The sequence below is a fragment of the Streptomyces sp. NPDC042100 genome (genome assembly GCF_055582325.1).
Genome location: NZ_JBVJDK010000009.1, coordinates 1 through 26,366, shown reverse-complemented (window position 1 = coordinate 26,366; position 26,366 = coordinate 1). Strand labels below are relative to the sequence as shown.

The 26,366-nt window shown below is 72.7% G+C and carries 22 protein-coding genes and 2 pseudogenes; 14 read left to right on the top strand and 10 right to left on the bottom strand.

Features of this window, described 5'->3' with window-relative positions; genetic code table 11:
• Positions 1–5: 5 nt before the first annotated feature.
• Together ACZ6J5_RS21000 and ACZ6J5_RS20995 are read left to right on the top strand one after the other, a co-directional pair.
• A complete protein-coding gene (locus ACZ6J5_RS21000; RefSeq protein ID WP_469393640.1) occupies positions 6–758 on the top strand; it encodes a bestrophin-like domain in 753 nt (250 codons plus the stop codon).
• A gap of 18 nt (positions 759–776) precedes the next feature.
• Positions 777–1,268, top strand: a complete 492-nt coding sequence (locus ACZ6J5_RS20995) for an LURP-one-related/scramblase family protein (RefSeq protein WP_469393639.1) — start codon at positions 777–779, stop codon at positions 1,266–1,268.
• Positions 1,269–1,290: 22 nt separating this feature from the next.
• Here the strand turns inward: ACZ6J5_RS20995 and ACZ6J5_RS20990 are convergent, their stop codons facing one another.
• On the bottom strand, positions 1,291–2,496 hold the full coding sequence (locus tag ACZ6J5_RS20990) for a trans-sulfuration enzyme family protein (protein ID WP_469393637.1): 1,206 nt from the start codon (positions 2,494–2,496) through the stop codon (positions 1,291–1,293).
• 72 nt (positions 2,497–2,568) lie between these two features.
• On the opposite strand from ACZ6J5_RS20990, the gene ACZ6J5_RS20985 reads away from it, so the two are divergent.
• Entirely contained in the window at positions 2,569–4,200 is a 1,632-nt protein-coding gene (locus ACZ6J5_RS20985) for an aminotransferase-like domain-containing protein (RefSeq protein ID WP_469393635.1), read from the top strand.
• Here the strand turns inward: ACZ6J5_RS20985 and ACZ6J5_RS20980 are convergent.
• Positions 4,181–4,954 carry a nitrilase-related carbon-nitrogen hydrolase gene (locus ACZ6J5_RS20980; RefSeq protein WP_469393633.1) on the bottom strand — a complete coding sequence of 258 codons (774 nt, stop codon included), beginning with the start codon at positions 4,952–4,954 and terminating at the stop codon, positions 4,181–4,183. The two genes, ACZ6J5_RS20985 and ACZ6J5_RS20980, sit on opposite strands and share 20 nt — an antisense overlap.
• A gap of 159 nt (positions 4,955–5,113) precedes the next feature.
• Here ACZ6J5_RS20980 and ACZ6J5_RS20975 point away from each other — a divergent pair, with 159 nt between their 5' ends.
• Positions 5,114–5,941, top strand: coding sequence for a maleylpyruvate isomerase family mycothiol-dependent enzyme (locus tag ACZ6J5_RS20975; RefSeq protein ID WP_469393631.1), 828 nt, complete (start codon positions 5,114–5,116; stop codon positions 5,939–5,941).
• Positions 5,942–5,957: 16 nt separating this feature from the next.
• Here the strand turns inward: ACZ6J5_RS20975 and ACZ6J5_RS20970 are convergent, their stop codons facing one another.
• The 7 genes and pseudogenes from ACZ6J5_RS20970 to pdhA all read right to left on the bottom strand — a co-directional run bounded on the left by ACZ6J5_RS20970 (position 5,958) and on the right by pdhA (position 13,058).
• Positions 5,958–7,280 carry an MFS transporter gene (locus tag ACZ6J5_RS20970; RefSeq protein ID WP_469393629.1) on the bottom strand — a complete coding sequence of 441 codons (1,323 nt, stop codon included), beginning with the start codon at positions 7,278–7,280 and terminating at the stop codon, positions 5,958–5,960.
• Positions 7,277–7,948, bottom strand: coding sequence for a GntR family transcriptional regulator (locus ACZ6J5_RS20965; RefSeq protein WP_469393627.1), 672 nt, complete (start codon positions 7,946–7,948; stop codon positions 7,277–7,279). The genes ACZ6J5_RS20970 and ACZ6J5_RS20965 overlap by 4 nt, the downstream gene beginning before the upstream one ends.
• Positions 7,949–8,040: 92 nt before the next feature.
• Entirely contained in the window at positions 8,041–8,241 is a 201-nt protein-coding gene (locus tag ACZ6J5_RS20960) for a hypothetical protein (protein ID WP_469393625.1), read from the bottom strand.
• A 65-nt stretch (positions 8,242–8,306) separates the two neighbouring features.
• Positions 8,307–8,939 (bottom strand): annotated as a pseudogene (locus ACZ6J5_RS20955) (RHS repeat-associated core domain-containing protein); the annotation flags it as partial.
• Between the two features lie 531 nt (positions 8,940–9,470).
• The gene (locus tag ACZ6J5_RS20950; protein ID WP_469394173.1) at positions 9,471–10,865 is read right to left on the bottom strand and encodes a dihydrolipoamide acetyltransferase family protein; all 1,395 of its coding nucleotides are present in this window, start codon (positions 10,863–10,865) and stop codon (positions 9,471–9,473) included.
• Between the two features lie 31 nt (positions 10,866–10,896).
• Entirely contained in the window at positions 10,897–11,877 is a 981-nt protein-coding gene (locus tag ACZ6J5_RS20945; protein WP_469393623.1) for an alpha-ketoacid dehydrogenase subunit beta, read from the bottom strand.
• Positions 11,878–11,879: 2 nt separating this feature from the next.
• Entirely contained in the window at positions 11,880–13,058 is a 1,179-nt protein-coding gene (gene pdhA, locus ACZ6J5_RS20940; protein WP_469393622.1) for a pyruvate dehydrogenase (acetyl-transferring) E1 component subunit alpha, read from the bottom strand.
• 344 nt (positions 13,059–13,402) lie between these two features.
• Here pdhA and ACZ6J5_RS20935 point away from each other — a divergent pair, with 344 nt between their 5' ends.
• The 3 genes from ACZ6J5_RS20935 to ACZ6J5_RS20925 all read left to right on the top strand — a co-directional run bounded on the left by ACZ6J5_RS20935 (position 13,403) and on the right by ACZ6J5_RS20925 (position 15,815).
• On the top strand, positions 13,403–14,062 hold the full coding sequence (locus ACZ6J5_RS20935; protein WP_469393620.1) for a response regulator: 660 nt from the start codon (positions 13,403–13,405) through the stop codon (positions 14,060–14,062).
• Positions 14,063–14,213: 151 nt separating this feature from the next.
• Entirely contained in the window at positions 14,214–14,684 is a 471-nt protein-coding gene (locus tag ACZ6J5_RS20930; RefSeq protein ID WP_469393618.1) for a pyridoxamine 5'-phosphate oxidase family protein, read from the top strand.
• Between the two features lie 156 nt (positions 14,685–14,840).
• Complete coding sequence (locus ACZ6J5_RS20925) at positions 14,841–15,815, top strand: phosphotransferase (protein ID WP_469394171.1); 975 nt, start codon at positions 14,841–14,843, stop codon at positions 15,813–15,815.
• A 94-nt stretch (positions 15,816–15,909) separates the two neighbouring features.
• Here the strand turns inward: ACZ6J5_RS20925 and ACZ6J5_RS20920 are convergent, their stop codons facing one another.
• A complete protein-coding gene (locus ACZ6J5_RS20920; protein ID WP_469393616.1) occupies positions 15,910–17,652 on the bottom strand; it encodes a protein kinase domain-containing protein in 1,743 nt (580 codons plus the stop codon).
• Between the two features lie 286 nt (positions 17,653–17,938).
• Between ACZ6J5_RS20920 and ACZ6J5_RS20915 the strand changes: the two genes are divergently transcribed.
• The 7 genes and pseudogenes from ACZ6J5_RS20915 to ACZ6J5_RS20885 form a co-directional block, all read left to right on the top strand.
• Positions 17,939–19,582 (top strand): protein kinase domain-containing protein, encoded by a 1,644-nt coding sequence (locus ACZ6J5_RS20915; protein ID WP_469393615.1) that lies wholly within the window; start codon positions 17,939–17,941, stop codon positions 19,580–19,582.
• Positions 19,583–19,924: 342 nt separating this feature from the next.
• A complete protein-coding gene (locus ACZ6J5_RS20910) occupies positions 19,925–20,680 on the top strand; it encodes a hypothetical protein (protein ID WP_469393614.1) in 756 nt (251 codons plus the stop codon).
• A gap of 106 nt (positions 20,681–20,786) precedes the next feature.
• Positions 20,787–21,473 (top strand): PadR family transcriptional regulator, encoded by a 687-nt coding sequence (locus ACZ6J5_RS20905; RefSeq protein ID WP_469393612.1) that lies wholly within the window; start codon positions 20,787–20,789, stop codon positions 21,471–21,473.
• Positions 21,474–21,844: 371 nt separating this feature from the next.
• Positions 21,845–22,579: an ABC transporter ATP-binding protein gene (locus tag ACZ6J5_RS20900; protein WP_469393610.1), complete on the top strand. Its 735-nt coding sequence runs from the start codon at positions 21,845–21,847 to the stop codon at positions 22,577–22,579.
• On the top strand, positions 22,576–25,440 hold the full coding sequence (locus ACZ6J5_RS20895; protein WP_469393608.1) for an ABC transporter permease: 2,865 nt from the start codon (positions 22,576–22,578) through the stop codon (positions 25,438–25,440). The genes ACZ6J5_RS20900 and ACZ6J5_RS20895 overlap by 4 nt, the downstream gene beginning before the upstream one ends.
• A 128-nt stretch (positions 25,441–25,568) precedes the next feature.
• Positions 25,569–26,129: a bacterial proteasome activator family protein gene (locus tag ACZ6J5_RS20890; RefSeq protein WP_469393606.1), complete on the top strand. Its 561-nt coding sequence runs from the start codon at positions 25,569–25,571 to the stop codon at positions 26,127–26,129.
• 117 nt (positions 26,130–26,246) lie between these two features.
• A pseudogene (locus ACZ6J5_RS20885) lies at positions 26,247–26,366 on the top strand (IS481 family transposase); the annotation flags it as partial.

Here is a 26,366-nt window from a genome sequence, read left to right as displayed (position 1 = left end):
TCCCCATGGCCCTCCTGGAAACCCTCGTCGTCGTCCTCGGCGTCGCCGCCGTCGCCGCGCTCGCCGTGGTCGCCAAGACGCGCCTGTTCCCGATGCGCGAGGGCGACGAACCGCGCGAGGACGTCGCCGAGTACATCGCGATGATGGTCTCGGTCCTCTACGCCATCGTGCTCGGGCTCTGCCTGGTCTCCGTCTGGGACAACCGTTCCGCCGCCGACGACCAGGTGCGGGCCGAGGCGAGCGCGCTGCACCAGACGTACCTGCTCGCGGACGCCTTCCCGGCGGCCCAGCGCGAACCGCTGCGGCAGGCGGCCCGTACGTACGCCGCCCACGTCGTGGACGCCGAGTGGCCCCTGATGACCGAGCGCGCGCCCCTCGGGCCCGAGGGCTGGGCCCTGCTCGCCCGGCTGCGCGAGGCGGGCCAGCTGCACGGCACCGGCAGCACCGCCCAGCAGATCGCCGCGCAGGAGACGCTCGCCCAGATCGGCTACGTGGACGACGCGCGGCGCGGCCGGGAGGCGGCGGCGCAGGAGCGGCTGTCCCCCGTGCTGTGGACCGGGCTGATCATCGGCGGTCTGCTGACGCTGGCCTTCATGTTCCTGTTCGGGATCAGCCGCAGCACCACGCACGTGGTGATGGTGATGGGCCTGGCCGGCTTCATCGCCTTCACCGTCCTGCTCATCCACCAGCTCGACGCGCCGTTCGGCGCGATGCTCGGCGCGAGTCCGGACCCGTTCACGCGCTACTTCCCGTCCTGACGGGGAAGGCATACCGCCATGAAATACCTGGTACGGGACAAGATCTTCGCGATCGGCGACGACTACTGGATCGAGGACGAGCGGGGCCGGCACGCCTACCTCGTCGACGGCAAGGCGCTGCGGCTGCGCGACACCCTGGAGCTGAAGGACCCGGACGGGCACGTCCTCATCACGCTGCGGCAGAAGATGTTCAGCCTGCGGGACGCGATGACGATCGAGCGGGACGAACGCCCGCTCGCCACCATCCGCCGCAAGCGCCTCTCGCTGCTCCGCAACCACTACCGCGTCAGCCTCGTCGAAGGCACCGAACTCGACGTCAGCGGAAAGATCCTGGACCGGGAGTTCACCGTCGAGTACGACGGCGAGCTCCTGGCGCACATCTCCCGCCAGTGGTTCCACGTCCGCGACACGTACGCGGTGAACGCGGTCCGCGAGGACGCCGATCCCGCCCTGCTCATCGCGGTCGCGGTGTGCGTGATCCGGATGGCCGAGCGGGAACGGGAGGACTGAGACCGGGGCGGCTTTCCGCCCGCTACGGGGCCTTGGCCAGGTCCAGGGCCTGCGCCAGGTCCGCCCACAGGTCCTCGACGTGCTCGATGCCGACCGAGAGCCGCACCGTGCCGGGGCCGATGCCCGCCGCCTCCAGCGCCGCCGCGTCCAGCTGGCGGTGCGAGGTGGAGGCCGGGTGCATGACCAGGGTCTTCACATCGCCGAGCGAGGCGCTGAGCGAGGCCAGCCGGACGCCCTCCACGAAGGCCCGGCCGGCCTCCCGGCCGCCCGCGAGGTCGAAGGAGACCACCCCGCCGCCGCCCTTCGGCAGCAGCCGGGCCGCCACCGCCGCGTCCGGGTGCCCGACGAGCGCCGGGTGCCGGACGGCGGCGACCGCCGGGTGGGCGGCCAGCCGCGCCGCGAGCGCGGCGGCGTTCGCGCACTGCCGCTCGATCCGCAGCGGCAGCGTCTGGAGGCCGCGCAGGGTCAGCCAGGCGGCGAACGGGTCGGTGCTGGCGCCCTGTTCGACCGCGTAGTGCCGGACCCGGCCGTACAGCTCCTCGTCCTTGAAGACCGCGATGCCGCCGAGGACGTCGGCGTGCCCGGCGAGGTACTTGGTCGCCGAGTGCACGACGATGTCGGCGCCGTGCTCGATCGGCCGGCACAGCAGCGGCGAGGCGAAGGTGTTGTCGACGGCCGAGGGCACTCCCGCCTCCCGCGCGGCGGCGATCAGCGCGGGCAGGTCGGAGACCCGGGTGGTGGGGTTGGCGATGGTCTCCAGGTAGAGCAGCCGGGTCTCCGGGCGCAGCGCCGCCCGCACCTCGTCCGCGTCGGCCCCGGAGACGTAGGTGACCTCGACGCCCCAGCGCGCGGAGAGGTCCGCGAGCAGCGCGTAGGTCCCGCCGTACAGGCAGCGCTGGGCGACGACGTGGCCGCCGGTGCCGAGCAGGGCGAGCAGCACGCCGTTGATGGCGCCCATCCCGGAGGCGTACGAGAGGGCGGCGGCCCCGCCCTCCAGGCGGGCGACGGCGGTCTCCAGGGCGCGGACGGTCGGATTGCCCATCCGGCTGTAGAGGAAGGTGTCCGTCGAGTGGAAGGCCTCCGCCATGGCGTCGGCGGTCTCGAAGGCGAAGACGTGGCCCTGGTGCAGCGGCACGCCGAGCGGCCTGCTGCCCTTGACCTCGGGCTGCGGGGAGTGGACGGCGAGGGTCTCGGGACGGGACGCGAAGGGCGGGAAGTCGGCGCTCATGACGTCAGTCTGGGGACGGAAGGCTTGCCTCCACAGGACCAATCCCGGCAGATTGGTCCGCCGATGGATCCAATGACACCCACGGCACCCACGGCAGCCACCACGCCCACGGCAGCCACGGCACCCACGACGCCCACGGCAGCCACGGCGACCAGTTCGGCCACGGCAGCCACGACGCCCACCCCCGCCGAACTGGTCGCCTGGCTCGGCCGCTGGTCGGCCGGGCGGGGCCCGCTGTACCTGCTGCTCGCCGCCCGCGTACGCCGGCTGATCGACGAGGGGCTGCTGCCGCCGGGCGCCCCGCTGCCGCCCGACCGGCGGCTCGCGGCCGCGCTCTCCGTCGGCCGGACCACCGTCGTCGCCGCGTACGAGACCCTGCGGCAGGAGGGACGGCTGGTCCGCCGCCAGGGCAGCGGCACCCGGGTGGCGCCGGCCGTGCTCGCCGCGCCGGGCCCCCGCGTGGTGGAGACCTCCAACCCGATGTTCCTCCACCTCCTCGAACCCTCCGACGGCGTCATCCTGTTGAGCTGCGCCGCCCCGCCGTCCCCGCCACCGGAGCTGGCCGGGGCGTACGCCGGGATCGTGCTGCCCACCGACGACCTCGGCTACCACCCGGCGGGCCTGCCGGCGCTGCGGGCGGCGGTCGCCCGCCGGTACGCGGCGCGCGGGGTGCCGACCGGCCCGGACAGGATCCTGGTCACCACCGGCGCCCAACAGGGCATCGGGCTGCTCACCCGGCTGCTGCTGGCGCCGGGCGACTCGGTGCTCGTGGAGGCGCCGAGCTACCCGGGGGCGCTCGACCTGTTCCGGGAGGCGGCGGCGGTGCCCCGGCCCGTGGCGGTCGGTCCTGACGGCCTCGACGTGGCGGCGGCCATCGGGGTGATGGAGCGCCACCGCCCGGCCCTCGCCTATGTGGTGCCGCACCTGCACAACCCCACCGGGACCGTCCTGCCGCCGCTGCCGGGGCGCCGGCTGGTCGCCGCCGCCGAGGCGCACGGGGTCCCGCTCGTCGACGACGAGGTGCTGAGCGAACTCCGCTTCGACGGCGCCGCCCCCGCGCCGCCGCTCTCCGCGTACGGCGAGCAGGTCATCGGCGTCGGCTCCCTCAGCAAGTCCGTCTGGGGCGGGCTGCGGATCGGCTGGGTGCGCGGCCCGGCCCCGCTGATCGCGCGCCTCGCCCGGCTGAAGGCGCTGCACGACCTCGGCAGCGACGTGCCGGGCCAGCTCGTGGCGGCCCGGCTGCTGGACTCCTTCGAGCCGCTGCTCGCGGCCCGGCGCGCCGAACTGCGCGCGGGCCACGACCTGCTGCGGGCCGAGCTCGCCCGGCTGCTCCCGTCCTGGGAGTGCCCGCCGTGCGCGGGCGGCCAGACCCTGTGGGTCCGGCTCCCGCACGGCGACGGCGTCTCGTTCACCCAGCTCGCGCTGCGGCACGGGGTGGCCGTGCTGCCCGGCTCCACCATGGACGCGCTCGGCGGCAGCGTCCGCAGGCTCCGGCTGCACTTCCTGCTGCCCCCGGACACGCTCCGGGAGGCGGTCCGCCGACTGGCGGCGGCGTGGCGGGAGTACGCGCCGGAGCGGGAGCTCCGGCCGGAGCGCGTGCTCCCGGGGGGCCGGGTCCCTGCCGCACCCGGACTCCCGGGGGGCCGGGTCCCCGCGGCGACCAGCCTCCCTGAGGTCCGGGTCCCTACAGCACCCGGTCCTTGAGCGCCGGGAACTGCTCCCGCGTCTCCGTCACCTTCCTCGGGTCCAGCACCACCCGCAGGATCTCCTCGTCCGGGCCCGCCTCGGCGAGCACCTCGCCCCAGGGGTCGACGACGAGCGAGTGCCCGGCCTGCTCGACGCCCGCGTGGGTGCCGCCGGTGCCGCAGGCCAGGACGTACGCCTGGTTCTCGACCGCGCGCGCCCGCGCGAGCAGCCGCCAGTGGGCGAGGCGGCGGGCGGGCCAGCCGGCCGGCAGCAGGAAGGCCTGCGCGCCCGCGTCGACGAGACCCCGGAACAGCTCGGGGAAGCGCAGGTCGTAGCAGGTGCCGACGCCGACGGTGAGCTGCGGCAGGTCGACGGTGACGAGGTCCTCGCCGCGCGCCATCAGCACCGCCTCGCCCTTGTCGAAGCCGAAGCGGTGGATCTTGCGGTAGGAGCCCGCGAGTTCGCCGTCGGGGGAGAAGACCAGCGAGGTGTTGTAGAGCGCGCCGCCCGCCGCCTCGACGATCGAGCCCGCGTGCAGCCAGACCTCGGCGGCGCGCGCGGCGTCGGCCATCGCCTGGTACGTGGGGCCCTTCAGCGGTTCGGCCTCGGCCGCGAACTCCTCGTAGGCGAAGGCCCCGACGGGCCACAGCTCGGGCAGGACCACCAGGTCGGCGGCCCCTCGTTCCTCCCGCACCAGGCGCGCGACGCGCGCCCTCCGGCTGTCGACCGGTTCGTCCGGGTCTACCGCGATCTGGATCAGCGAGGCGCGCACACTACCACCGTCCTGGCATTCGAGCCGTCAACACCGGCCTACGATCGTCACACGAAAGCACTGCCGGGGTGCCTGCGGGCAGCGTAACTTAGCCACCGAGCCTCCCACGCAGTCATGTTTTCAGCCCGCCCAGCCGTACCAGCGCCGCCGAGGGGTCCCGTGACCGTCCATCCCAGCCTCCAGAACTACGCCGACGCCTGGACCCACTCGATCGAAGCGATAGCCGAGCTGGTGCAGCCGCTCGTGGAGGGGGAGTGGAATCGCGCCACTCCGTGCCCCGGCTGGTCGGTCCGCGACATCGTGTCCCATGTCATCGGCATGGAGACCGAGATGCTCGGCGACCCGCGCCCGATCCACAGCCTGCCCCGCGATCTCTACCACGTACGCAGCGACTTCGCCCGCTACATGGAGATGCAGGTCGATGTGCGGCGGCACCACACGGCGCCCGAGATGACCTCGGAGCTGGAGTACATCCTGATCCGCCGGGCCCGTCAGCTCCGCAACGAGAACCGGCTGCCCGACGCCCTGATCCGGGCCCCGCTGGGCGCCGAGCAGACGCTGGAACTGGCCTACCGGATGCGCGCCTTCGACTGCTGGGTGCACGAGCAGGACCTGAGGACCACCCTCGGCGTCCCGGGCAACCTGGACTCCCCCGGCGCGTACATCGTGCGGGACGTGCTGCTGGAGGCGCTGCCCTTCGTGGTCGCGAAGGAGGCGGGCGCGCCCGCGAGCTCGGCGGTGGTGCTGGACGTGACCGGGCCGGTGGAGTTCCTGCGGACGGTCCGGGTGGACGCGCAGGGCAACGGCTCGGTGGACGGGGCGCCGTCGCTGGGCCCGGCGGTGACGCTGATGACGGACTGGGAGACGTACGTACGCCTGGCCTGCGGCCGGGTCCGCCACACCGAGGTGGCCGACCGGGTCAAGACCGAGGGCGACGCGGACCTGGCGCGGGCGATCCTGGACCACTTCGCGGTGACGCCGAACTGATCCCCCGCCCCCCGCCTTACGCGGCGGGGACGTGCACGGCCTCGACCCGGCTGGCGACGAGCCGCTCCCGCTCCCGGCGGGTGGTGCGGGACGTGAGGCGGAGGATCTGGACGACACCGAGGACTTCGAGGACGAAGACCGAGGAGAAGGCGATCCGGTAGTCGCCGCCGGTGGCGTCGAGGAGGACGCCGACGGCGAAGAGCGTGGTCATGGAGGCGACGAAGCCGCCCATGTTGACGATCCCCGAGGCGGTGCCCTGGCGCTCGGGCGGATTGGCGGGCCGGGCGAAGTCGAAGCCGATCATCGAGGCGGGCCCGCAGGCGCCGAGCACGACGCACAACGTGATGAGCAGCCACATCGGCGCGTGGGCGCCGGGGTAGGCGAGGGTGGCCGCCCACAGCGCGGCGGTGGCGGCGACGGTGCCGAGGGCGAGCGGGGCGCGGGCGGTGTGGTGCCGGGCGATGATCTGCCCGTAGACGAGCCCGACGAGCATGTTGGAGGCGACCACGAGGGTGAGCAGCGACCCGGCGGTCCCCCGGCTCAGGCCCTGCGCCTCGACGAGGAAGGGCAGCCCCCACAGCAGCAGGAAGACCATGGCGGGGAACTGGGTGGTGAAGTGCACCCACAGCCCGAGCCGGGTGCCGGGCTCGCGCCAGGACTCGCCGATCTGGCGGCGGACGAAGGCGGCGCCCGCGTGCGGGACGGGCTCGGGCTCGTACCCCTCGGGGTGGTCCTTGAGGAAGAGCAGCAGCAGGACGAGGACGACGACTCCGGCGCCGGCGCTGCCCGCGAAGGCGGGGGTCCAGCCGAGGCCGTGCAGGAGCCGGGCGATGACGAGGGTGGAGACGAGGTTGCCGGCCATGCCCGCGAGCCCGGCGAGCTGGGCGACCATCGGTCCGCGCCGGGCGGGGAACCACCGTGTGCCGAGCCTCAGCACGCTGATGAAGGTCATCGCGTCGCCGCAGCCGAGCAGCGCGCGGGAGGCGAGCGCCATGCCGTACGTGGGGGAGAGCGCGAAGCCGAGCTGGCCGAGGGTGAACAGCAGGACGCCGATGGTCAGCACCTTCTTGGTGCCGAGCCGGTCGACCATGAGGCCGACGGGTATCTGCATTCCGGCGTAGACGAGGAGCTGGAGTATGGAGAAGGTGGAGAGCGCCGAGGCATTGACCCCGAAGCGGTCGGCGGCGTCGAGCCCGGCCACCCCGAGGGACGTCCGGAAGATGACGGCGACGAAGTAGACGGCGACCCCGACGCTCCACACGAGCGCGGCGCGGCGCCCGCCGGGCGGGTCCCCGGGGAGCGTGACGGCGGAGCCGTACCCGTTCTTCCCCCCGCTCACCGGGCCTCTCCCCGGACCAGCACCTTGACCCAGCCCAGATGCCGCCGGACGCACCCGGCGGCCCCTTCCGCGTCCCCCGCCTTGATCCGCTCCAGGATCTCGGCGTGCTCGACGATGTTCTTGGCGATCCGGTCGGGCTGCGCCTGCATCACGGCGACGCCCATCCGCAGCTGCCGGTCCCGGAGCTGGTCGTAGAGGCGGGCGAGGATCTGGTTGCCGGCGTGCTGGACGATCTCGGCGTGGAAGGCCCGGTCGGTGGCGGCGACCTCGGCGAGGTCCCCCGCCTCGGCCCGCCGCTTCTGCTCCTCCAGCAGCTCCTCCAGCCGCGCCACGAGCCCGGGCCCGGCGGGCACGGCCCGCCGCACGGCGAACTCCTCGACGAGCAGCCGGGTCTCGACGACGTCGGCGATCTCCTGCGCGGAGACGGCGAGCACGAGGGCGCCCTTCTTGGGATAGAGCTTGAGCAGCCCCTCCATCTCCAGCTTGAGCAACGCCTCCCGCACGGGCGTCCGCGACACCCCGACGGCCAGCGCGAGCTCCCCCTCGGTGAGCAGGGTGCCCCCCTCGTAACGACGGTCGAGGACGGCTTGCTTGACGTGCGTGTAGACGCGGTCTGCTGCGGGGGGCTGCCGAGTGGGCTGGGTCGCGGACGCCGGGGCTGAGGACATGGACACAGCATAGATACAACAGGGCCGCAACAGACAGGCCCGTCCGCCATGCGGACGGGCCTGTCTTCCGGGAGGCTCAGGGTGGTGCGACGTCAGCCCTCCTGCCGCCCCTTCTTCCTCTCCCACGCCTCCCGTATCTGCTTGACACCACCGATCAGGATGGCCACAGCAAGCACCCCTTCGGCCACACCCCAGACGGCAGACCAGCCACCATCCGACAGTCGATCAATAGAGCTCGCAACCATAAAGGGAGCAAACACCACGGAAAAGACAACCAACACGTAGTTCCGCACTACATACCGCCTAGCATTCCGTATCGCTGGTCAGGGTTGTCGAAAATTCCCTAAGGTAGGAAATTCTACCAGCAGCTGCACTTGCCCGTATATTTCCTACAAACGCCAATCTTCCCTTGCTCCGTCAAGGAATCATTCCATTCATTCCTAAAGCGACGGTTATTGTTCCAGTTCCTGAAGTCGTTGTACGCAGTCTGGACACCCCAAGCAGAGCCTGCACAGGTGATGAATCGTCCGCCAGACTTGAAGCAACGCTTCACTGTAGATCTCGGCGCACGCACGGCCGCGTAAATCTTTTTCACGGTACGGTAGCGACCAAAAGGCGAAAAGAGAGCCGCAGTAGAGATGGCAAACTTTCCCGACCAGTAGATCGACCGCCAGTTTGGATTCCTGCCGACGCGGTGCCTCTTATTGTTAAAGCGGTTCCACTGCTTCTTGAACCAACCGAAGCGCCCATCGAGGTCGTAGCGGTTGAGCGGGTCGCCGTTGACGTAATCATAGGCATTGGCGTTCCCGCCGTAGACCGGGTCTACGGACAGGAACCGCCCAGTAGCCGGGTTGTAAAGCCGGACGCCCATGAGAACGAGCCCCGTGAGGGTCTCACCCGAGCGCTGCTTGGCGCCGAGCCAGTTGTAGCGGACGGCGGGCTGGCCGGTGCGAGGGTTGCCGTACTCGTCGCTGTCGAGGACCAGCGGGGCGTACTCACGAAGTTCCGGGACACGACACTTGACACCGCGTAATGGACCGCCAGCCGGGTGACCGCGAGTGCGATCACCACAGAGGCGACCAAGAGCATCAGCGCATGCACGACGAAACCGACCCAGCCCGCCGCTGGGACGATCAGGAAAAGCACGCCCACCAGCGCGCTGATCACGAACCAGGTGAACCCGCAGAAGCCGGTGAAGGCATGAATACGATCCCATGCGTCACTGGACTTGGTCGAAAGACTTCCGGGCTTGGACCGCACCCTCCGCCACGCCTCACCGACCTCCTCGAAGCCGCTCTGTTCAGCCTCGCCGAAGATCGGCTTCCCGACCCGGTCCAGCACCACGGCAAGGAACGAATCGGCATGAGTCGCCAGACCGCCGCCACCCCGCGAACGAGTAACCATTCACCACTCCTCGACTACTTGATGCCGACCGGCGTACTGAAACGCCGGGTCGGGGACGACTGCCGTCCCCGACCCGGCGTTTCACGTGAAACACGCCTCGCGGGCCTTACCCAGGCGCCTACGCCCAGGTCATCAGCCGCTTCGGCTGCTCCAGGATCGCGGCCACGTCGGCCAGGAAGCGGGAGCCGAGTTCGCCGTCGACCAGGCGGTGGTCGAAGGAGAGGGCCAGGGTGGTGACGTGGCGGGGCTTCACCTTGCCCTTGTGGACCCAGGGCTGGAGCTTGATCGCGCCGACCGCGAGGATCGCGGACTCGCCCGGGTTCAGGATGGGCGTGCCGGTGTCGACGCCGAAGACGCCGACGTTGGTGATGGTGAAGGTGCCGCCCTGCATCGCCGCCGGGGTGGTCTTGCCCTCGCGGGCGGTGGTGACCAGCTCGCTCAGGGACTTCGACAGCTCCGGCAGGGTCTGGGCGTGCGCGTCCTTGATGTTGGGGACGATCAGGCCCCGCGGGGTGGCCGCGGCGATGCCCAGGTTCACGTAGTGCTTGAGCACGATCTCCTGGGCGGCCTCGTCCCAGGACGCGTTGATGTCCGGGTTGCGCCGGGCCGCGACCAGGACCGCCTTGGCGACGATCAAAAGCGGGTTGACCCGCAGGCCCGCCATGTCCTTGTCGGACCGGAGCTCCTCGACCAGCTTCATCGTGCGCGTGATGTCGAAGGTCACGAACTCGGTGACGTGCGGCGCGGTGAAGGCCGAGCCGACCATCGCCGCCGCCGTGGCCTTCCGCACGCCCTTGACCGGGATACGGGTCTCCCGCGCGCCCGGCTCGACGGCGGGGGAGACGGCGGGTGCCGTGGCGGCCGGGGCCGGGGCCGGGGCCTCGGCCGGGGCCGGGGTCTCGGCGGGGGCGGCGACCGGGGCGACGGCCGCGTGCACGTCCTCGCGGGTGATCACGCCGTCCGGGCCGGTCGGGGTGACCGTCGCCAGGTCCACGCCCAGGTCCTTGGCCAGCTTCCGCACCGGCGGCTTCGCCAGCGGGCGGGCCGCCGCCGGGGCGTGCCCGTTCAGCTGCTCGGGCACCACGGGGGCGGGGGCCGCGGCGACGGGGGCCGGGGCCGCGGGGGCGGCGACCGGGGCCGTCTTGCGGGCGCGGCGCTTGGTGGAGGTCGCGGCCACGCCGTAGCCGACGAGGACCGGCTGGCGGCCCTCCGGCTCCGGCTCGGCCTCGGGCTCGGCCTCGGCCTCGGGCTTCGGCTGCGCGGCGGGGGCCGGCGCGGCCGCCGGGGCCTCGCCGCCGACGTTCACCGAGATGATGACCTCGCCGACGTCGACCGTGGTGCCCTCGGGGAAGCGCAGCTCGTGCACCGTCCCGTCGAACGGGATCGGCAGCTCGACGGCCGCCTTCGCCGTCTCCACCTCGCAGACGACCTGCCCGTCGGAGACGGTGTCGCCGGGCTGGACGTACCACTTGAGGATCTCGGCCTCGGTGAGGCCCTCGCCCACGTCGGGCATCTTGAATTCACGGATCGTCACGGTGCTCTCCTCAGAACGCCAGCGAGCGGTCGACGGCGTCGAGCACGCGGTCCAGGCCCGGCAGGTACTCCTCCTCCAGGCGCGCCGGCGGATACGGCGCGTGGTAGCCGCCGACCCGCAGGACGGGGGCCTCCAGGTGGTAGAAGCAGCGCTCGGTGATCCGGGCGGCGATCTCGGCGCCGGAGCCGAAGAAGACCGGCGCCTCGTGGACGACGACCAGCCGGCGGGTCTTCTCCACCGAGGTCTGGATCGCGTCGAAGTCGATCGGGGAGACCGTCCGCAGGTCGAGGACCTCGACGGACTTGCCCTCCTCGGCGGCGGCCGCCGCGGCCTCCAGACAGGTCTTCACCATCGGGCCGTACGCGGCGAGCGTGAGGTCGGTGCCCTCGCGGGCGACCCGCGCCCGGTGCAGTTCGCCGGGGATGGCCTCGGTGTCGACCTCGCCCTTGTCCCAGTAGCGCCGCTTGGGCTCGAAGAAGATGACCGGGTCGTCGCTCTGGATGGCCTGCTGGAGCATCCAGTACGCGTCGGAGGAGTTCGACGGCGAGACCACCTTGAGGCCCGCGACGTGCGCGAAGAGCGCCTCGGGGGACTCGGAGTGGTGCTCGACCGCGCCGATGCCGCCGCCGTACGGGATGCGCACCACGACCGGCATCTTGATCTTGCCGAGCGCGCGGGCGTGCATCTTCGCGAGCTGCGTGACGATCTGGTCGTACGCGGGGAAGACGAAGCCGTCGAACTGGATCTCCACGACCGGGCGGTAGCCGCGCAGGGCCAGGCCGATCGCGGTGCCGACGATGCCGGACTCGGCGAGCGGGGTGTCGATGACCCGCTCCTCGCCGAAGTCCTTCTGGAGCCCGTCGGTGACGCGGAAGACGCCGCCGAGCTTGCCGACGTCCTCGCCCATGATGAGGACCTTGGGGTCGGTCTCCAGGGCCTTGCGCAGCGACTCGTTGAGCGCCTTGGCGAGGGGGAGCTTCTGAACAGCCATGGTTACTCGGCCTCTCCGTCCGCGAAGGACGCCTGGTAGGCGGCGAACTGCGCGCGCTCCTCGTCGACGAGGGCGTGGCCGTCCGCGTACACGTTCTCGAAGATCGCCAGGTGGCCCGGGTCGGGCATGGCGCGGACGACCTCGCGGACGCGCTTGCCGAGCGTCTCGCTCTCCGTCTCCAGCTCCTCGAAGAAGGCCGCGTCGGCGTGGCCCTCGCGCTCCATGTACGCCTTGAGGCGCAGGATCGGGTCCTTCGCCTCCCAGGCCTCGCGCTCCTCGTCGGCCCGGTACTTGGTCGGGTCGTCGGAGGTGGTGTGGGCGCCCATCCGGTACGTGAAGGCCTCGACGAGGGTGGGGCCCTCGCCACGGCGGGCGCGCTCCAGGGCGGAGCGGGTGACCGCGAGGCAGGCCAGCACGTCGTTGCCGTCGACGCGGACGCCGGGGAAGCCGAAGCCGCGGGCGCGCTGGTAGAGCGGGACGCGGGTCTGCTTCTCGGTGGGCTCGGAGATGGCCCACTGGTTGTTCTGGCAGAAGAACACGACGGGCGCGTTGTAGACCGCGGAGAACGTGAACGCCTCGTTCACGTCGCCCTGGCTGGAGGCGCCGTCGCCGAAGTACGCGATCACGGCCGAGTCGGCGCCGTCCTTGGTGATGCCCATGGCGTAGCCGGTGGCGTGCAGGGTCTGCGAGCCGATGACGATCGTGTACAGGTGGAAGTTGTTGGTGGTGGGGTCCCAGCCGCCGTGGTTCACGCCGCGGAACATCCCGAGCAGGTTGGTCGGGTCGACCCCGCGGCACCAGGCCACGCCGTGCTCGCGGTAGGTCGGGAAGACGTAGTCGTCGTCGCGCAGGGCGCGGCCGGAACCGATCTGCGCGGCCTCCTGGCCGAGCAGCGAGGCCCACAGGCCCAGCTCGCCCTGGCGCTGGAGCGCGGTGGCCTCGGCGTCGAAGCGGCGGGTGAGGACCATGTCGCGGTAGAGGCCGCGCAGCTCCTCGGAGCTCAGGTCGATGTCGTACTCGGGGTGCTGGACGCGCTCCCCCTCGGGCGTCAGCAGCTGAACGAGCTCGGGCTCAGCGCTCTGCGCCGCCGTCGTCTTCTTCGCGCTCGCGGCACTCGCGGTGCGCTTGGTGCCGCTGCTGCGTCGCGTCGTCTTGCGCGCGGCAGTGCTCTCCACGGTCACGTGCGTGCTCCTCCGTCGGTCCGGCCCCCGGGTTCGCCGGTAAGGCCAGTGCGGCTCCGCCTTCACCCTGCCCTTCGCACGGGGTGGGTGCGACGCGGCCTGGGGTCGGGCGTGACAGGTGCCCCGGCGAGCGCCCTGTCATAGGCACGTTACCCACAGCGCCGCATTCCCGCGAAACCCCATTTGACCTGCGATTTTGCTTGGATTTCCAAGTAAATCGAGAAAAGCGGGACTCGCCGCTGGTCAGCGGGCGTTGCGGGCAGCCCGCAGGGGCCGCCGGAACAACCGGCACGTTATCTCGGTCACCCCAGGCACGGGAAGACCGAATATGTGAGACTGGCAGCGTGCGCGAAGAAGGAAAAATCCGGGTATTTCTGCTGGACGACCACGAGGTCGTACGGCGCGGCGTCCACGAGCTGCTCTCCGTGGAGGACGACATCGAGGTGGTCGGCGAAGCCGGTACCGCCGCGGACGCCCTGGTCAGGATCCCTGCGACCCGGCCGGACGTGGCCGTGCTCGACGTCCGGCTCCCGGACGGCAGTGGGGTCGAGGTGTGCCGTGAGGTCCGTTCCCAGGACGATTCGATCAAGTGTCTGATGCTGACGTCCTACGCGGACGACGAGGCGCTGTTCGACGCGATCATGGCCGGGGCCTCGGGGTACGTGCTGAAGGCCATCCGCGGCAACGAGCTGCTGAACGCGGTGCGGGACGTGGCGGCCGGCAAGTCGCTGCTCGACCCCGTGGCGACCGCGCGGGTGCTGGAGCGGCTGCGGGACGGCAACAGCCCCAAGGGCGACGACCGGCTCGCCAACCTCACCGAGCAGGAGAAGAAGATCCTGGATCTGATCGGCGAGGGCCTGACCAACCGGGCCATCGGCGAGCGGCTCCACCTGGCGGAGAAGACGATCAAGAACTACGTCTCCAGCCTGCTGTCGAAGCTCGGCATGGAGCGGCGGTCCCAGGCCGCCGCGTACGTGGCGAGACTGCAGGCCGAGCGCCACTGAGCGCCACGGGACGCCGGGCCGCGGCCACCTCACCCGAACGGGTGTGGCACGGCCCGTCGGCCTGTCGGCCCGCATTAGGGACCTACGGCCCCGGGGAAGCGGGGCAGGGGCCCCTTTCCCGACGCGGTGCCGGTGGCGGAGAGTGGTAGCCATGTCCACCGACGAGATCCGAGCCATGGAGCTGCTCAGCCGTGTGCCGTACGGCCGGGTGGCGACGAGTATGCGGGCGATGCCTTTCGTCGCCCCCGCGCGGCACATCGTGTTCGAGGGCGACGTCCTGATCCGGATGCACCGCGGTCTGGGCTACCACCGTGCCTGCAACGGCAGCGTGGTGGCCTACGGGGCGGACAACTTCGGCGCCCCGGACGACCGGGTGTGGTCCGTGCAGTTCACCGGCACCGCCGAGGTCATCGAGCCCACCGAGGCGCAGCGGGCGGCCTTCGGGCGGGAGCCAGGCGTCGTGGACGGCGAGACCTTCGACCCGGTCTTCATGCGGATCGAGCCCCAGTTCGTCACGGTGCACAGCCTCGATTACACGTCCGAGGCGTCGGCCTCCGCCACGGAGGCGCCGGCCTCCGCCAGCGTTCCCTCCAGTAGGCGACACCTCCACCACGTAGCGTGATCTAACATCTGCGGAGTGCCGCGCTCATCTGTACTCCTGGACTTATCGGGCCCACCGGCCTCGCCGGTCGCCCTGGCCCCGCCGGTCACACCGGCCGCCCCGGACTCCCCGTCCGCTCCCGCCCCGGTCTCCTCGCCGCCCCCGCCGCTCGGCGCCCTGCTGCGCCGCTACGGGGACGCGGGCGAGCCGCTGTCCTGTGAGCCCGTCGCCCAGGGCTTACTGAACCGGGGCTACCGGCTCTCCACCACGCGGGGCCGCTACTTCCTCAAACAGCACCTGGACGCCCGCACCGCCGACCGGGACACCATCACCCGGCAGCACCGGGCCACCCTGCGCCTGCACGCCCTGGGGCTGCCCGTCGCCCCGCCGCTGCACGACGCCCGGGGCCGCACCGTCGCCGTCATCGGCGGACGCTGCTACGCCCTGCACCCCTGGGTCGAGGGCCGGCACCGCGAGGGCGCCCAGCTGTCCACCGAGGGCTCCCGCCGCCTCGGCAGCCTCCTCGGGCACGTGCACACCTGCCTGGAGCGGGTCATGGGCTCCCCGGCGCCGGACGCCGGCCACGAGAGCGCCCGCCCCGAGGACACCCTGCGGCTCATCGAGGAGCTGCTGCGGCTGGTCCGGGCCCGCCGGCCGCGCGACGGCTTCGACGAGCTGGCCGAGCACCGGCTGCGGGAGCGCCGGGCGCTGCTCGACCGGCACGCCCACCGGCGCCCGCCGGCCGCCGTCGCGGGCGGCTGGGTGCACGGCGACTTCCACCCGCTGAACCTGCTCTACCAGGGCGCCGAACCCGCCGCGATCGTCGACTGGGACCGGCTCGGCGTCCGCCCGCGCGCCGAGGAGGCGGTGCGGGCCGCCGCGATCTTCTTCGTCCGCCCGTCCGGGGAGCTCGCCCTGGACAAGGTGCGGGCCTACGCGCGCGCCTACCGGCGGGCGGCCGGGGCGGACCGCGCGGAGCTGGCCGCGGCGGTCGACCGGGTCTGGTGGGAGCGGCTCAACGACTTCTGGACCCTGCGCTGGCGCTACCAGCACCAGGACCGCAGGGCCGATCCGCTCTTCCCGGCCTTATCGGCCCTGGCCGTGTGGTGGACCCGCGAGTACGAGGCCGTGCGCGACGCCTTCGCGGGCTGAGGCCGCGCCCACCTGGCCGCGCTCCCACCCGGTCGGACCCCGGTCGGGCCCCGGCCGCTCAGCCCGTCCCAGCCGCTCAGCCCGTCCCGGCCGCTCAGCCCGTCCCGGCGGCCGTGCCCGTCGACGTGCCCGTGCTGCCCCGCGCGGTGCCGGAGGAGGTGCCCGTGCCCGAGGACGTACCCGTGGAGGTGCCGGTGGACGTGCCCGTCGAGGTGCCCGTGGACGTCCCGGTCGAGGTGCCGGAGGAGGAGCCGTCGGTGCTGCCCTCCGTCGTGCCCTCGGTGGTGCCCTCGGTCGTCCCCTCGGTGGTGCCCTCGCTGGTGCCCGTGCCGCCGTCGCTCGTGTCCGTCGGGTCGGTCGACGGGGTGTTCGTCGGCGTCGGGTTCTTCGTCGGGCGCTGGGTGGGCCGGTTGGTCGGCCGGTGGGTGTAGTCGTTGCCGCCCGACGAGGAGTCCGGCGGATCGGTCTGGTCCGAGGGCTCGTCGGAGGGGTCCGGGGACGGCGAGTCGGTGGACGGCGAGTCGGAGACCGCCGGCGGCTTCGTCCCGCCGTCGGTGCCCTTGTCGCCCGACTTGTCGATCGCGTACGCCACGCCCGCGACGATCGCGACCAGCGCGAGCGCCACGAACAGCAGCAGCTTGGCCCGGCTGCCGCCGCCGCCCTTGCCGCCGTACGCGCCGTCCTGGCCGTAGCCCCCGTGCCCGCCGTCGTAGCCCCCGTCGTCCGGGTTCATCGGCGGCAGGATCGGGCCCTGCGCGGTGTCGTGGTGCATCGGGTGGCCCATGGGGTGGCCGAGGACGGCCGTCGCGCCGACGCCGCCCATCCCGCCGCCCGGGGTGCTCATCGGGTCGGGCGCCCCGTACATCCCGTGGGGGTCGTGCATCCCGTGCAGGTCGACCGGACCGGTGTTCCACACACCGGTGTGGCCGCCCTGCTCCTGGAGCATCTGCAGCCCGTACTGGATCAGGCCGCGCATCTCCTCGGCGCTCTGGAACCGGTCGTCCGGGTCCTTCGCCAGCGAGCGCATCGCCAGGCCGTCGAGCTCCGGCGGCGAGGCGGGCGCCACCTCGGACGGCGGGACCGGCATGTCCTGGACGTGCTGGTAGACCACCGACAGCGGCGTCTCACCCGTGAACGGGGGCCGCAGCGCGAGCAGTTCGTAGAGCAGGCAGCCCGTCGCGTACAGGTCGGAGCGGTGGTCGACGGCCTTGCCGAGGGCCTGCTCCGGCGACAGGTACTGCGGGGTGCCCATGACCATGCCGGTCTGCGTCATCGTGGACTGCGCGCCGTGCAGCGCGCGGGCGATGCCGAAGTCCATGACCTTGACCGCGCCGCCGTGCGTGATGATCACGTTCGCCGGCTTGATGTCGCGGTGCACGATGCCGTGCTGGTGCGAGTAGGCCAGCGCCTCCAGGACGCCCGAGACGATGATCAGGGCCTGCTCCGGCCCCGGCGCCTCGGCGCTGATCAGCAGGTCGCGGATGGTGCGGCCCTCGACCAGCTCCATCACGATGTACGGCACGGGGCGGCCGTTGACCAGGTCCTCGCCCGAGTCGTAGACCGCCACGATCGCATGGTGGTTGAGGCCCGCGACCGACTGCGCCTCACGCGTGAAGCGGGCCTTGGAGACCGGGTCCTCCGCGAGGTCCGCGCGCAGCAGCTTCACCGCCACGGTGCGCCCGAGGCGCACGTCCTCCGCCGCGAACACCTCGGCCATGCCGCCGCGTCCGAGGCGGTGGGTCAGCCGGTAGCGTCCGTCGCCGACGACTCCGTCGGCGCCCCAGGACTCGGGAGAAGCGTCCGGCAGACCGCCACCTGCTCCGGATTCGGGTGCCATCAGTCCTCGCCGTCGTCTCTGTGCCGTGTCCAGTCGTCACGCTACAGGCTTCGTACGACATCACGGTCCGCGATGAACGGGCCATCCAACTCCCCACGCATACACCTGTGCAAATTCCGTGCCGTTCCTGTCACGCCCCCGTCACGCTCCCGGGACGGCCGCACGCGGAGGGTCACGGAACGGGTACCGAACCGGCACCCGGCTTGACGTGTCACCGCCCTCGGGCAGACTTGGCCGGGAAAATCCGGGATCAGCGCCGCCGCGCGCGCGTAGGGGGAAGCACGAGATGAGCCAGGACGGCGCACAGGGCCGCTATGCGGGCGGTTCGGTCGCGGGCGGCCGGTACCAGCTTCGCGACCTGCTCGGCGAGGGCGGCATGGCGTCGGTGTACCTGGCGTACGACAGCGCCCTGGACCGCCAGGTCGCCATCAAGACGCTGCACACCGAGCTCGGCCGCGAACAGTCGTTCCGCGAACGCTTCCGGCGCGAGGCGCAGGCGGTCGCGAAGCTGTCCCACACCAACATCGTCTCGGTCTTCGACACCGGCGAGGACACCCTCGACGGCGCCGTCATGCCGTACATCGTCATGGAGTACGTGGAGGGCCAGCCGCTCGGCTCGGTGCTCGCCTCGGACGTGCGGCAGTTCGGCGCGATGCCGGCCGACAAGGCGCTGAAGGTCACCTCCGACGTGCTCGCCGCGCTGGAGACCAGCCACGAAATGGGCCTGGTCCACCGGGACATCAAGCCGGGCAACGTGATGATGACCAAGCGCGGCGTGGTCAAGGTCATGGACTTCGGCATCGCGCGCGCCATGCAGTCCGGGGTCACCTCGATGACCCAGACCGGCATGGTCGTCGGCACCCCGCAGTACCTCTCCCCCGAACAGGCCCTGGGCCGCGGCGTCGACGCCCGCTCCGACCTGTACTCGGTCGGCATCATGCTCTTCCAGCTGCTGACCGGGCGGCTGCCCTTCGACGCGGACTCGCCGCTGGCCATCGCCTACGCGCACGTCCAGGAGGAGCCGGTCGCCCCGTCCTCCGTGAACCGCGCGGTGACCCCGGCGATGGACGCGCTGGTGGCCCGCGCCCTCAAGAAGAACCCGAACGAGCGCTTCCCCAGCGCCGCCGCCATGCGCGACGAGTGCCTGCGGGTGCTGTCCGCGGGCCAGACCGGGGCGCCGGTGATCGTCGCGGGCGGTCCGGTGCAGAGCGGTTCGGGTGTCGGCTCCGCCGTCTTCCCGCCGGTCGGCCAGACCCCGCCGCCCTCGGCGCACGGCATCCAGACCCCGTACCAGCCCACCCCGCAGCCGGGCCCCTACGGCGTCCCGACACCGGCGCCGGCGCCCTCGTACGGCTACCCGCCGCAGCAGGTCCCGACCCCGCCGCCCGCCTACCGGACGCCCGCGCCCTCGTACCAGGCCCCGGCGCCCGCCCCCGGCCCGTACACGATGCCCCAGCAGGCGTCCGGGTCCGGCGGGGCCTCCCCCTCCTCCTCGAACCGCTCGAAGATCGCCCTCGGCGCCCTCGCGCTGCTCGTGGTCGCGGGCGTGGTCACCGGGATCTCGCTCTACAACCGGGAGCCCTCGGACCCGCCCACCGCGAACGGTCCCAGCCAGGGCACCAGCGGCACCCCCGGCCACAAGGGCCCGGACCTCACCAAGACCATCGCCACCAAGAAGTGCACGGAGCCGACCGAGTCGAGCAGCGACCCGAGCATGATCGTGGTGCCGGACCTCACCTACAAGAACATCCAGTCGGTGAAGGACTGCATCCAGGCCGCCGGCTGGAAGATCAAGGCCGAGTCCTCGCTCGACGAGGCGACCTACGGCGAGGGCACGGTCATCACCCAGTACCCGCGCCAGGGCACGGACATCAAGCCGGAGGACGCGGAGTTCACCCTCCAGGTCTCCACGGGCAACCCGCCGCAGTAGAAAAGCGCCTCCCGCGCGGGAGGCGCTCAGGACCCGTCCGGATGCTCCGGGATGCCGGGTGTGTCCCCCCATGTGACGCTGAGCCGAAGAACACGGCGGCTCGGCACGGGAGGGGGTCACCCGGTGACTCCAGCGCTCCGCACGGCACGGACACGGGCCCTCGGCCCCGTCCTCGCCTGCTGTCTCACGGCGTGCGCGGTGCCTTTCGCCGCCCCGGGCGCCGCCTTCGCCTACGGGACCCGTGAGGCTCATGGGGTCCGTGAGGCTTATGGGACCCATGAGGCTTACAGGACCTATCCGGCTTACAGGACCGCTGAGGTCTACGGGGCCGGGGTCGCTCCCGTGAGCGGCGGGAGCGCCTCGGGACGGGGCGCGGCCGGGACCGGCGGGACCGCCGCCGGGGCCGCCGCCGGGACCGCCGTGGGGCACGGCGGGGCGCGCGGTACGGCCGCCGCCGGAAGCCCGGCGTCCGCCGGGGCGCCGTCCCGGAGCGGGCCGCCCCACGGACCCCACGGCACCCCGCCGTCCGCCGCGACCGGCGCGACGGGGACCACCGGAGCGACCGGAGCGACCGGAGCCACTGGTCAGGCCGGGACGCCCCCGCCGTCCGCCGCCACCGTTCTCCCGCGCCCCTCGGCCACCGGCGCCGGCACGGCGGCCGGGGCCGCGTCCACGAGTGCCCCGTCCTCGGCGACCGCCACCCGCGCGCCCGAGGGGCGGCCCGCCCCGAGCGGCGCCGCCTCGCTCGCCGGGCGGCCCGCGGGCGAGGGGCGGGAGCACCCGGGGCGGCCCGCGGAGCCGCCCTCCCCGGCCGCCTCGACGCCCCCGGAGGGCTCGGGAAGCCCTTCGCGTATCAAAACCGCAACAGAGGAAACACCTCCGGCGGCGGCCGACGAGGCGGCCGAAGCGGTACCCGAGACGGACGCCGGAGCCGGAGTCCCCTCGGCCGCGGCGCTCCCGGCGGCGGTCCCGAGGATCGGCACGCAGGCCGTCGGGAACCTGTCCGACCGGCGGATTCCCGTGCTGACGCTGGGAGTCGGGCTGGCCCTGATGGGGCTCGGCATCGGCTTCCTCGGGCTCCGGATGCGGCGCCGCTGACCCCCGCCCCGCCCGCAGCCGGGGCCCGGGTCCTCCTTGAGTCGGACCCGGGAGGTCCCTCTCAGGATGCTTGTCGGCTCCGGCATACCCGGTATACATACTGAGTATGTCGATCCGCCACGGGCTTCTCGCCCTCCTCGAACGCGGCCCGCGCTACGGCTCGCAGCTCCGCACGGAGTTCGAGTCGCGCACGGGCTCCACCTGGCCGCTCAACGTCGGCCAGGTCTACACGACCCTGGCCCGCCTCGAGCGGGACGGGATGGTCGGGCAGGACGGCGAGGACGGCGCGGGGCACGCGCTCTACGCGATCACCGACAAGGGCCGCGGCGAGCTGCGCGACTGGTTCGAGAAGCCCGTGGACCGCACCAGCCCCGCCCGCGACGAACTCGCCATCAAGCTGGCGATGGCCGTGGGCGCGCCCGGGGTCGACATCCGTGCCGTCATCCAGTCCCAGCGCCGGCACACCGTGAAGGCGATGCAGGACTACACCCGGCTCAAGGCGCAGGCCATCACGGCCGTCGAGAGCGGGGGAGCGCGCGAGCGCGACGACGTCGCCTGGCTGCTCGTCCTGGAGCAGCTGATCTTCCAGACCGAGGCGGAGGCCCGCTGGCTGGACCACTGCGAGGCACGGCTGATCCGGCTGTCGGCGGTCGCCGCCGCCACGGCCGGTTCGGGCGCCTCCGGCGGACCGTCCGGACCCTGGGCACCCGGCGGCCACGGCGGGGCCTCAGGGAGTCCGCCACGCGCCGCCACGGCCGCCTCCGCCCCGCCGGGGGCCACGGGGGCCTCGTAACCCGGCAGGACCACCGGTCGCGACAGGCCCCGCGAGGGCCCGCCCGACCCACCCGAAGTACCGCCCCACCCGACGTACCGGCGTACCCGAAGTACCGGCGTACCCGACGTACCGGCTACCGAGGCACCCGGCGCACGGACGTGCGCACGGCGCGCCGAGGTGCCGGCCGTACCGACGCACCGCTTCCGACCGCTCCGCAAGCACATCCGACCGACCCAGACCGTACGCACCGGCACCGGCATCCGCGCCGGACCGGGCACCGCCCGCGGCACCGTCCCCGGCACCGGCCCCGCGCCGTCGCCGTACCGCCGCCGGAGCCCGGCCGACGCCGCCCGGCACCTCGCCCGCGTACGCCCGAGGGGGATCCCGTCATGTCCACACAGCAGCCCGTGCTGCGTCTGCAGCAGCTGACCCGCGTCCACGGCGCGGGCGCCACCGAGGTCCACGCCCTGCGCGGCATCGATCTCGACGTCTACCCCGGCGAGCTCGTCGCCGTCATGGGCCCGTCCGGCTCCGGCAAGTCGACCCTGCTCACCATCGCCGGCGGCCTCGACGCCCCCACCTCGGGCCGGGTGATCGTCGAAGACACCGACATCACCACCGCGAGCGTCAAGCAGCTCGCGGCGCTGCGCCGCCGCAGCATCGGCTACGTCTTCCAGGACTACAACCTCATCCCGGCGCTCACCGCCGCCGAGAACGTGGCCCTGCCGCGCGAGCTGGACGGCGTCTCCGCCCGCAAGGCCCGCGGCGAGGCCATCGCCGCCCTGGCCGAGATGGAGCTCGGGCACCTCGCCGACCGCTTCCCCGACGAGATGTCCGGCGGCCAGCAGCAGCGCGTGGCCATCGCCCGCGCGCTCGTCGGCGACCGCCGCCTCGTCCTCGCCGACGAGCCCACCGGCGCCCTCGACTCCGAGACCAGCGAGTCCGTGCTCGCCCTGCTGCGCAGCCGCTGCGACGCGGGTGCCGCGGGCGTCCTGGTCACCCACGAGCCGCGCTTCGCCGCCTGGGCCGACCGGGTCGTCTTCCTGCGCGACGGCGCCGTCGTCGACCAGACCGTACGCAGCGAGGCCGACTCGCTCCTGACCGGCCGGGCGGCACAGCAGTGAACACGTGGCTCCACTCCTGGCGGGCCGCGATCCGCATCGCCCGCCGCGACGCCTGGCGCTCCAAGGGCCGCAGCTTCCTCGTCCTCGCGATGATCGCGCTGCCCATCCTCGGCGTCAGCGCCTTCTCCGTCACCATGCGCAGCTCCGAACTGCCGCCCGAGCAGAAGGCGGAACGCTCCCTAGGCGCCGCCGACGCGCGCTTCAAGGACGCCCGGGTCAGCGGCGTGCCGATCTACCAGGACCCGACGGGCGAGCGGAGCACGACCGTCAAGGACTACGAGGACGAGCCCTGGCCCGACGGCGGCACGGACGTCCGCAGGTCCATCCCGGCCGGCGCCACCGTCCTCACCGACGTCGCCGGCAGCGCCAAGCTGACCACCGCGCACGGGCTGCTGATGACCGAGGTCCGCGAGCTGAAGGCCGCCGACCCCGTCGCCCGCGGCATCATGCGGCTCCAGGAGGGCAGCTTCCCGCAGAAGAACGACGAGATCGCGGCGACCACGCACTTCCTGGAGACCAGCGGCCTGCACGTCGGCTCCACCCTCACCGCGCGCGGCTTCGACCGCCCGTACCGGATCACCGGCTCCTACGAGCTCCCCAACGAGCTCAAGAAGGACCAGGTCAACGCGCTGCCGGGGGCCTTCCTCGCGCCGTACAACAAGGCCGTCGAGAAGGCCGGGATCCCCGCGCAGGGCGTCTCCACCACGTATCTGGTGCAGAAGTCCGGTGGTTTCACGTGGAACAACGTCCAGGAGATCAACAAGAAGGGCGTGGTGGTCGAGTCCCGCGCCGTGACCCTGAACCCGCCCGCCGACTCCGAGGTCCCGCTGTACAAGAAGGACGGCTGGGGCAGCTTCGACGGCAGCCTGGCCGGCGACGCCGCCGTCCTGGCGGCCATCGCCACCATCGTCGGCCTGGCGATGCTGGAGATCTGCCTGCTCGCCGGTCCCGCCTTCGCGGTCGGCGCCCGCCGCTCGCGCCGCCAGCTCGGGCTCGTCGGCGCCAACGGCGGCGCCCGCAGCCACATCCGGGCCATCGTGCTCAGCGGCGGACTGGTCATCGGCGTCGCCGCGGCGGTCGTCGGCACCGTGCTCGCCCTGATCCTCACCTTCGTGCTCCGGCCGGTGCTGGAGGACGCCATGGGGCAGCGGTTCGGCGGCTTCACCGTCCGGCCGCTCGAACTCCTCGGCATCGCCGGACTCGCGATCCTCACCGGACTGCTGGCCGCGATCGCCCCGGCGATCACCGCCTCCCGGCAGACCGTCCTCGCCTCCCTGACCGGCCGCCGCGGCGTCCGCCACGCCAGCCGCGTCCTGCCCGTGATCGGCATCATCGCCATCCTGCTCGGTGCCGCCATCGCGCTGTACGGGTCGGTCGTCAGCGACCAGTACCTGATCGTCGCGGGCGGCTCGGCCATCGCCGAGCTCGGCGTGGTCGCCATGACCCCGGTGCTGGTCGGCCTCTTCGGCCGCCTCGGCCGCTGGCTGCCGCTGTCGCCGCGCCTCGCCCTGCGGGACTCCGTCCGCAACCGGGGCCGCACGGCCCCCGCCGTCGCCGCCGTCCTGGCCGCCGTCGCGGGCACCGTCGCCGTCGCCACCTACGCGGCCAGCACGGACGCCCAGGGCAGGGACGAATACCAGGCCCGGCTGCCGCACGGCGTCGTCGCCGCGCTCGTCACCGAGGAGGGCGGCCGGGACGTGCCCGCGGTCCGCGAGGCCGTCGAGCGCAGCTTCCCCGTGGACGTCCGCGCCGACGTCTCCCGGATCGCCGTCGGCAAGCCCGGCTGCGAGCCCTGGGGCGGCGGCAAGGGCTGCGGCCGCTTCGAGGTGGTCGTCCCGCGCGCCAACGAGTGCCCCCTGTGGGCCGCCACGTCCGACGGCTCCGACCCGTCGGAGAAGTTCACCAAGGAGCAGCGCCGCGAGCTCAGCACCAAGGACTGGCGCTGCCAGGCCAGCCCGGGCAACGGCGTCTACGTGGAGGGCGGACTGCTCGTCGCCGACGCCGGGATCCTCGGCGTCCTCGGGATCGACGACCCCGGCGCCGCCAAGGCCCTCGCCGAGGGCAAGCTGGTCAACTTCCTGAAGACGAACATCGACAAGAAGACCGGCACCGTCGGCATCAAGCTGATCACCGACACCGAGGCCGCCGACGCCGCCAGCCAGAAGAACCAGCCGGCCCCGGGCGAGGTCAAGAACCTGCCCGCCTACCAGGTGCCCGGCAACCCGCTCTCGTACGGCGTGCAGACCATCCTGAGCCCGGCCGCCGCCAAGGCCGCCGGACTGACCACCGTCCCGATGGGCGCGTACTTCACCACCGACCGGCTGCCCGACAGCGAGCAGCGGCAGAAGCTGGACGGCGAGATCGCCAAGCTGGGCAGCGATGTCGACCTCACCCTGGAGGAGGGGTACACCAGCAAGACCAGCCTCGTCCTCCTCGCGCTGACCGTCTTCGCCGGCCTGGTCACCATCGGCGCGGCCGGCATCGCCACCGGGCTCGCCCAGGCGGACGCGGAGGCCGACCTCAAGACGCTCGCCGCGGTCGGCGCCCCGCCCCGGGTCCGCCGTACGCTCAGCGGCTTCCAGTGCGGTGTGGTCGCGGCGATGGGCGTGGTCCTCGGCTCCGCCGCGGGCGTGCTGCCCGCGATCGGGCTGCGGCTCACCGAGGAGCGCGAGCAGATCGCGTTCTACGAGCAGAGCCTGGACATGGGCTGGGCGAGCTCGGACGCTCCGCCGTACGTGCCGATCGTCGTCCCCTGGGAGACGCTCGCCGCGCTCCTGGTGGCCGTGCCGCTCGGCGCCGCCCTGCTGGCCGCCCTGGTGACCCGCTCCCGCGGCGCCCTGGCCCGCCGGGCCGCCCACTAGGCGGCCGCCCGGGAGCCCCGGGAACACGCACACGCGTTCGTTGCCAGGCCGTGCCCCTGTACGAGGGTGGATCACCCCCGTACAGGGGCACACCGTGTGGTGAGGCATGTGTGCGAGAGAATGGCGGCATGGAGATGCCGAGGAATGACAGGTCGCAGGAGCACCCCCAGGTCCTCATCGTGGGCCAGGACGGGACGGCGCTCGGCGGCGCTCAGGGTGACGACGAATCCCGCGAGGTCCCGGTGACGGAAATGGTCGAACAGCCTGCGAAGGTCATGCGGATCGGCAGCATGATCAAGCAGCTTCTGGAGGAAGTCAGGGCGGCACCTCTCGACGAGGCCAGCCGCGTCCGGCTCAAGGAGATCCACGCCAGCTCGGTGAAGGAGCTGGAGGACGGTCTCGCGCCGGAGCTGGTGGAGGAACTGGAGCGGCTCTCCCTGCCGTTCACCGACGAGGCCATCCCCTCCGACTCGGAGCTGCGGATCGCGCAGGCCCAGCTCGTGGGCTGGCTGGAGGGCCTCTTCCACGGCATCCAGACGGCGCTGTTCGCCCAGCAGATGGCGGCCCGCGCCCAGTTGGAGCAGATGCGCCGCGCGCTCCCGCCCGGCGCCGGCCACGACGATGACGACGACGACCACGGCCCCGGCCACGGCCACGGCCGCGCGGTGGGCTCCGGCCCGTACCTGTAGGCGGTAGGCGCTAGGTGTATTGATCACGAGCGTTGTTGACACTGGTCTGGTCTTGAACATGGCGAAGACCTCCGGTGGGGTGGGAGCTGTCTAGGAACTCACCGCACGGAGGTCTTCGTGGCCCACCGTAATGCCCGGCTGACTGTCTTCGGTAGGAGACTGCTGGTCGAACGTGTCTGCTCAGGCCGTCCGGTCGCTCATGTGGCCGCCGAGATGGGCATATCCCGGGCCACGGCC

Excerpts from the sequence above, each read along its gene's own strand:
- ACZ6J5_RS20945 (WP_469393623.1), bottom strand. The coding sequence starts at position 11,877 with ATGGCTGTTCAGAAGCTCCCCCTCGCCAAGGCGCTCAACGAGTCGCTG.
- ACZ6J5_RS20915 (WP_469393615.1), top strand. The coding sequence starts at position 17,939 with ATGAGCCAGGACGGCGCACAGGGCCGCTATGCGGGCGGTTCGGTCGCG.
- ACZ6J5_RS20995 (WP_469393639.1), top strand. The coding sequence starts at position 777 with ATGAAATACCTGGTACGGGACAAGATCTTCGCGATCGGCGACGACTAC.
- ACZ6J5_RS20920 (WP_469393616.1), bottom strand. The coding sequence starts at position 17,652 with ATGGCACCCGAATCCGGAGCAGGTGGCGGTCTGCCGGACGCTTCTCCC.
- ACZ6J5_RS21000 (WP_469393640.1), top strand. The coding sequence starts at position 6 with ATGGCCCTCCTGGAAACCCTCGTCGTCGTCCTCGGCGTCGCCGCCGTC.
- ACZ6J5_RS20950 (WP_469394173.1), bottom strand. The coding sequence starts at position 10,865 with ATGCCCGACGTGGGCGAGGGCCTCACCGAGGCCGAGATCCTCAAGTGG.
- ACZ6J5_RS20890 (WP_469393606.1), top strand. The coding sequence starts at position 25,569 with ATGGAGATGCCGAGGAATGACAGGTCGCAGGAGCACCCCCAGGTCCTC.
- ACZ6J5_RS20985 (WP_469393635.1), top strand. The coding sequence starts at position 2,569 with ATGACACCCACGGCACCCACGGCAGCCACCACGCCCACGGCAGCCACG.
- ACZ6J5_RS20990 (WP_469393637.1), bottom strand. The coding sequence starts at position 2,496 with ATGAGCGCCGACTTCCCGCCCTTCGCGTCCCGTCCCGAGACCCTCGCC.
- ACZ6J5_RS20900 (WP_469393610.1), top strand. The coding sequence starts at position 21,845 with ATGTCCACACAGCAGCCCGTGCTGCGTCTGCAGCAGCTGACCCGCGTC.
- ACZ6J5_RS20930 (WP_469393618.1), top strand. The coding sequence starts at position 14,214 with ATGTCCACCGACGAGATCCGAGCCATGGAGCTGCTCAGCCGTGTGCCG.
- ACZ6J5_RS20905 (WP_469393612.1), top strand. The coding sequence starts at position 20,787 with ATGTCGATCCGCCACGGGCTTCTCGCCCTCCTCGAACGCGGCCCGCGC.
- ACZ6J5_RS20965 (WP_469393627.1), bottom strand. The coding sequence starts at position 7,948 with ATGTCCTCAGCCCCGGCGTCCGCGACCCAGCCCACTCGGCAGCCCCCC.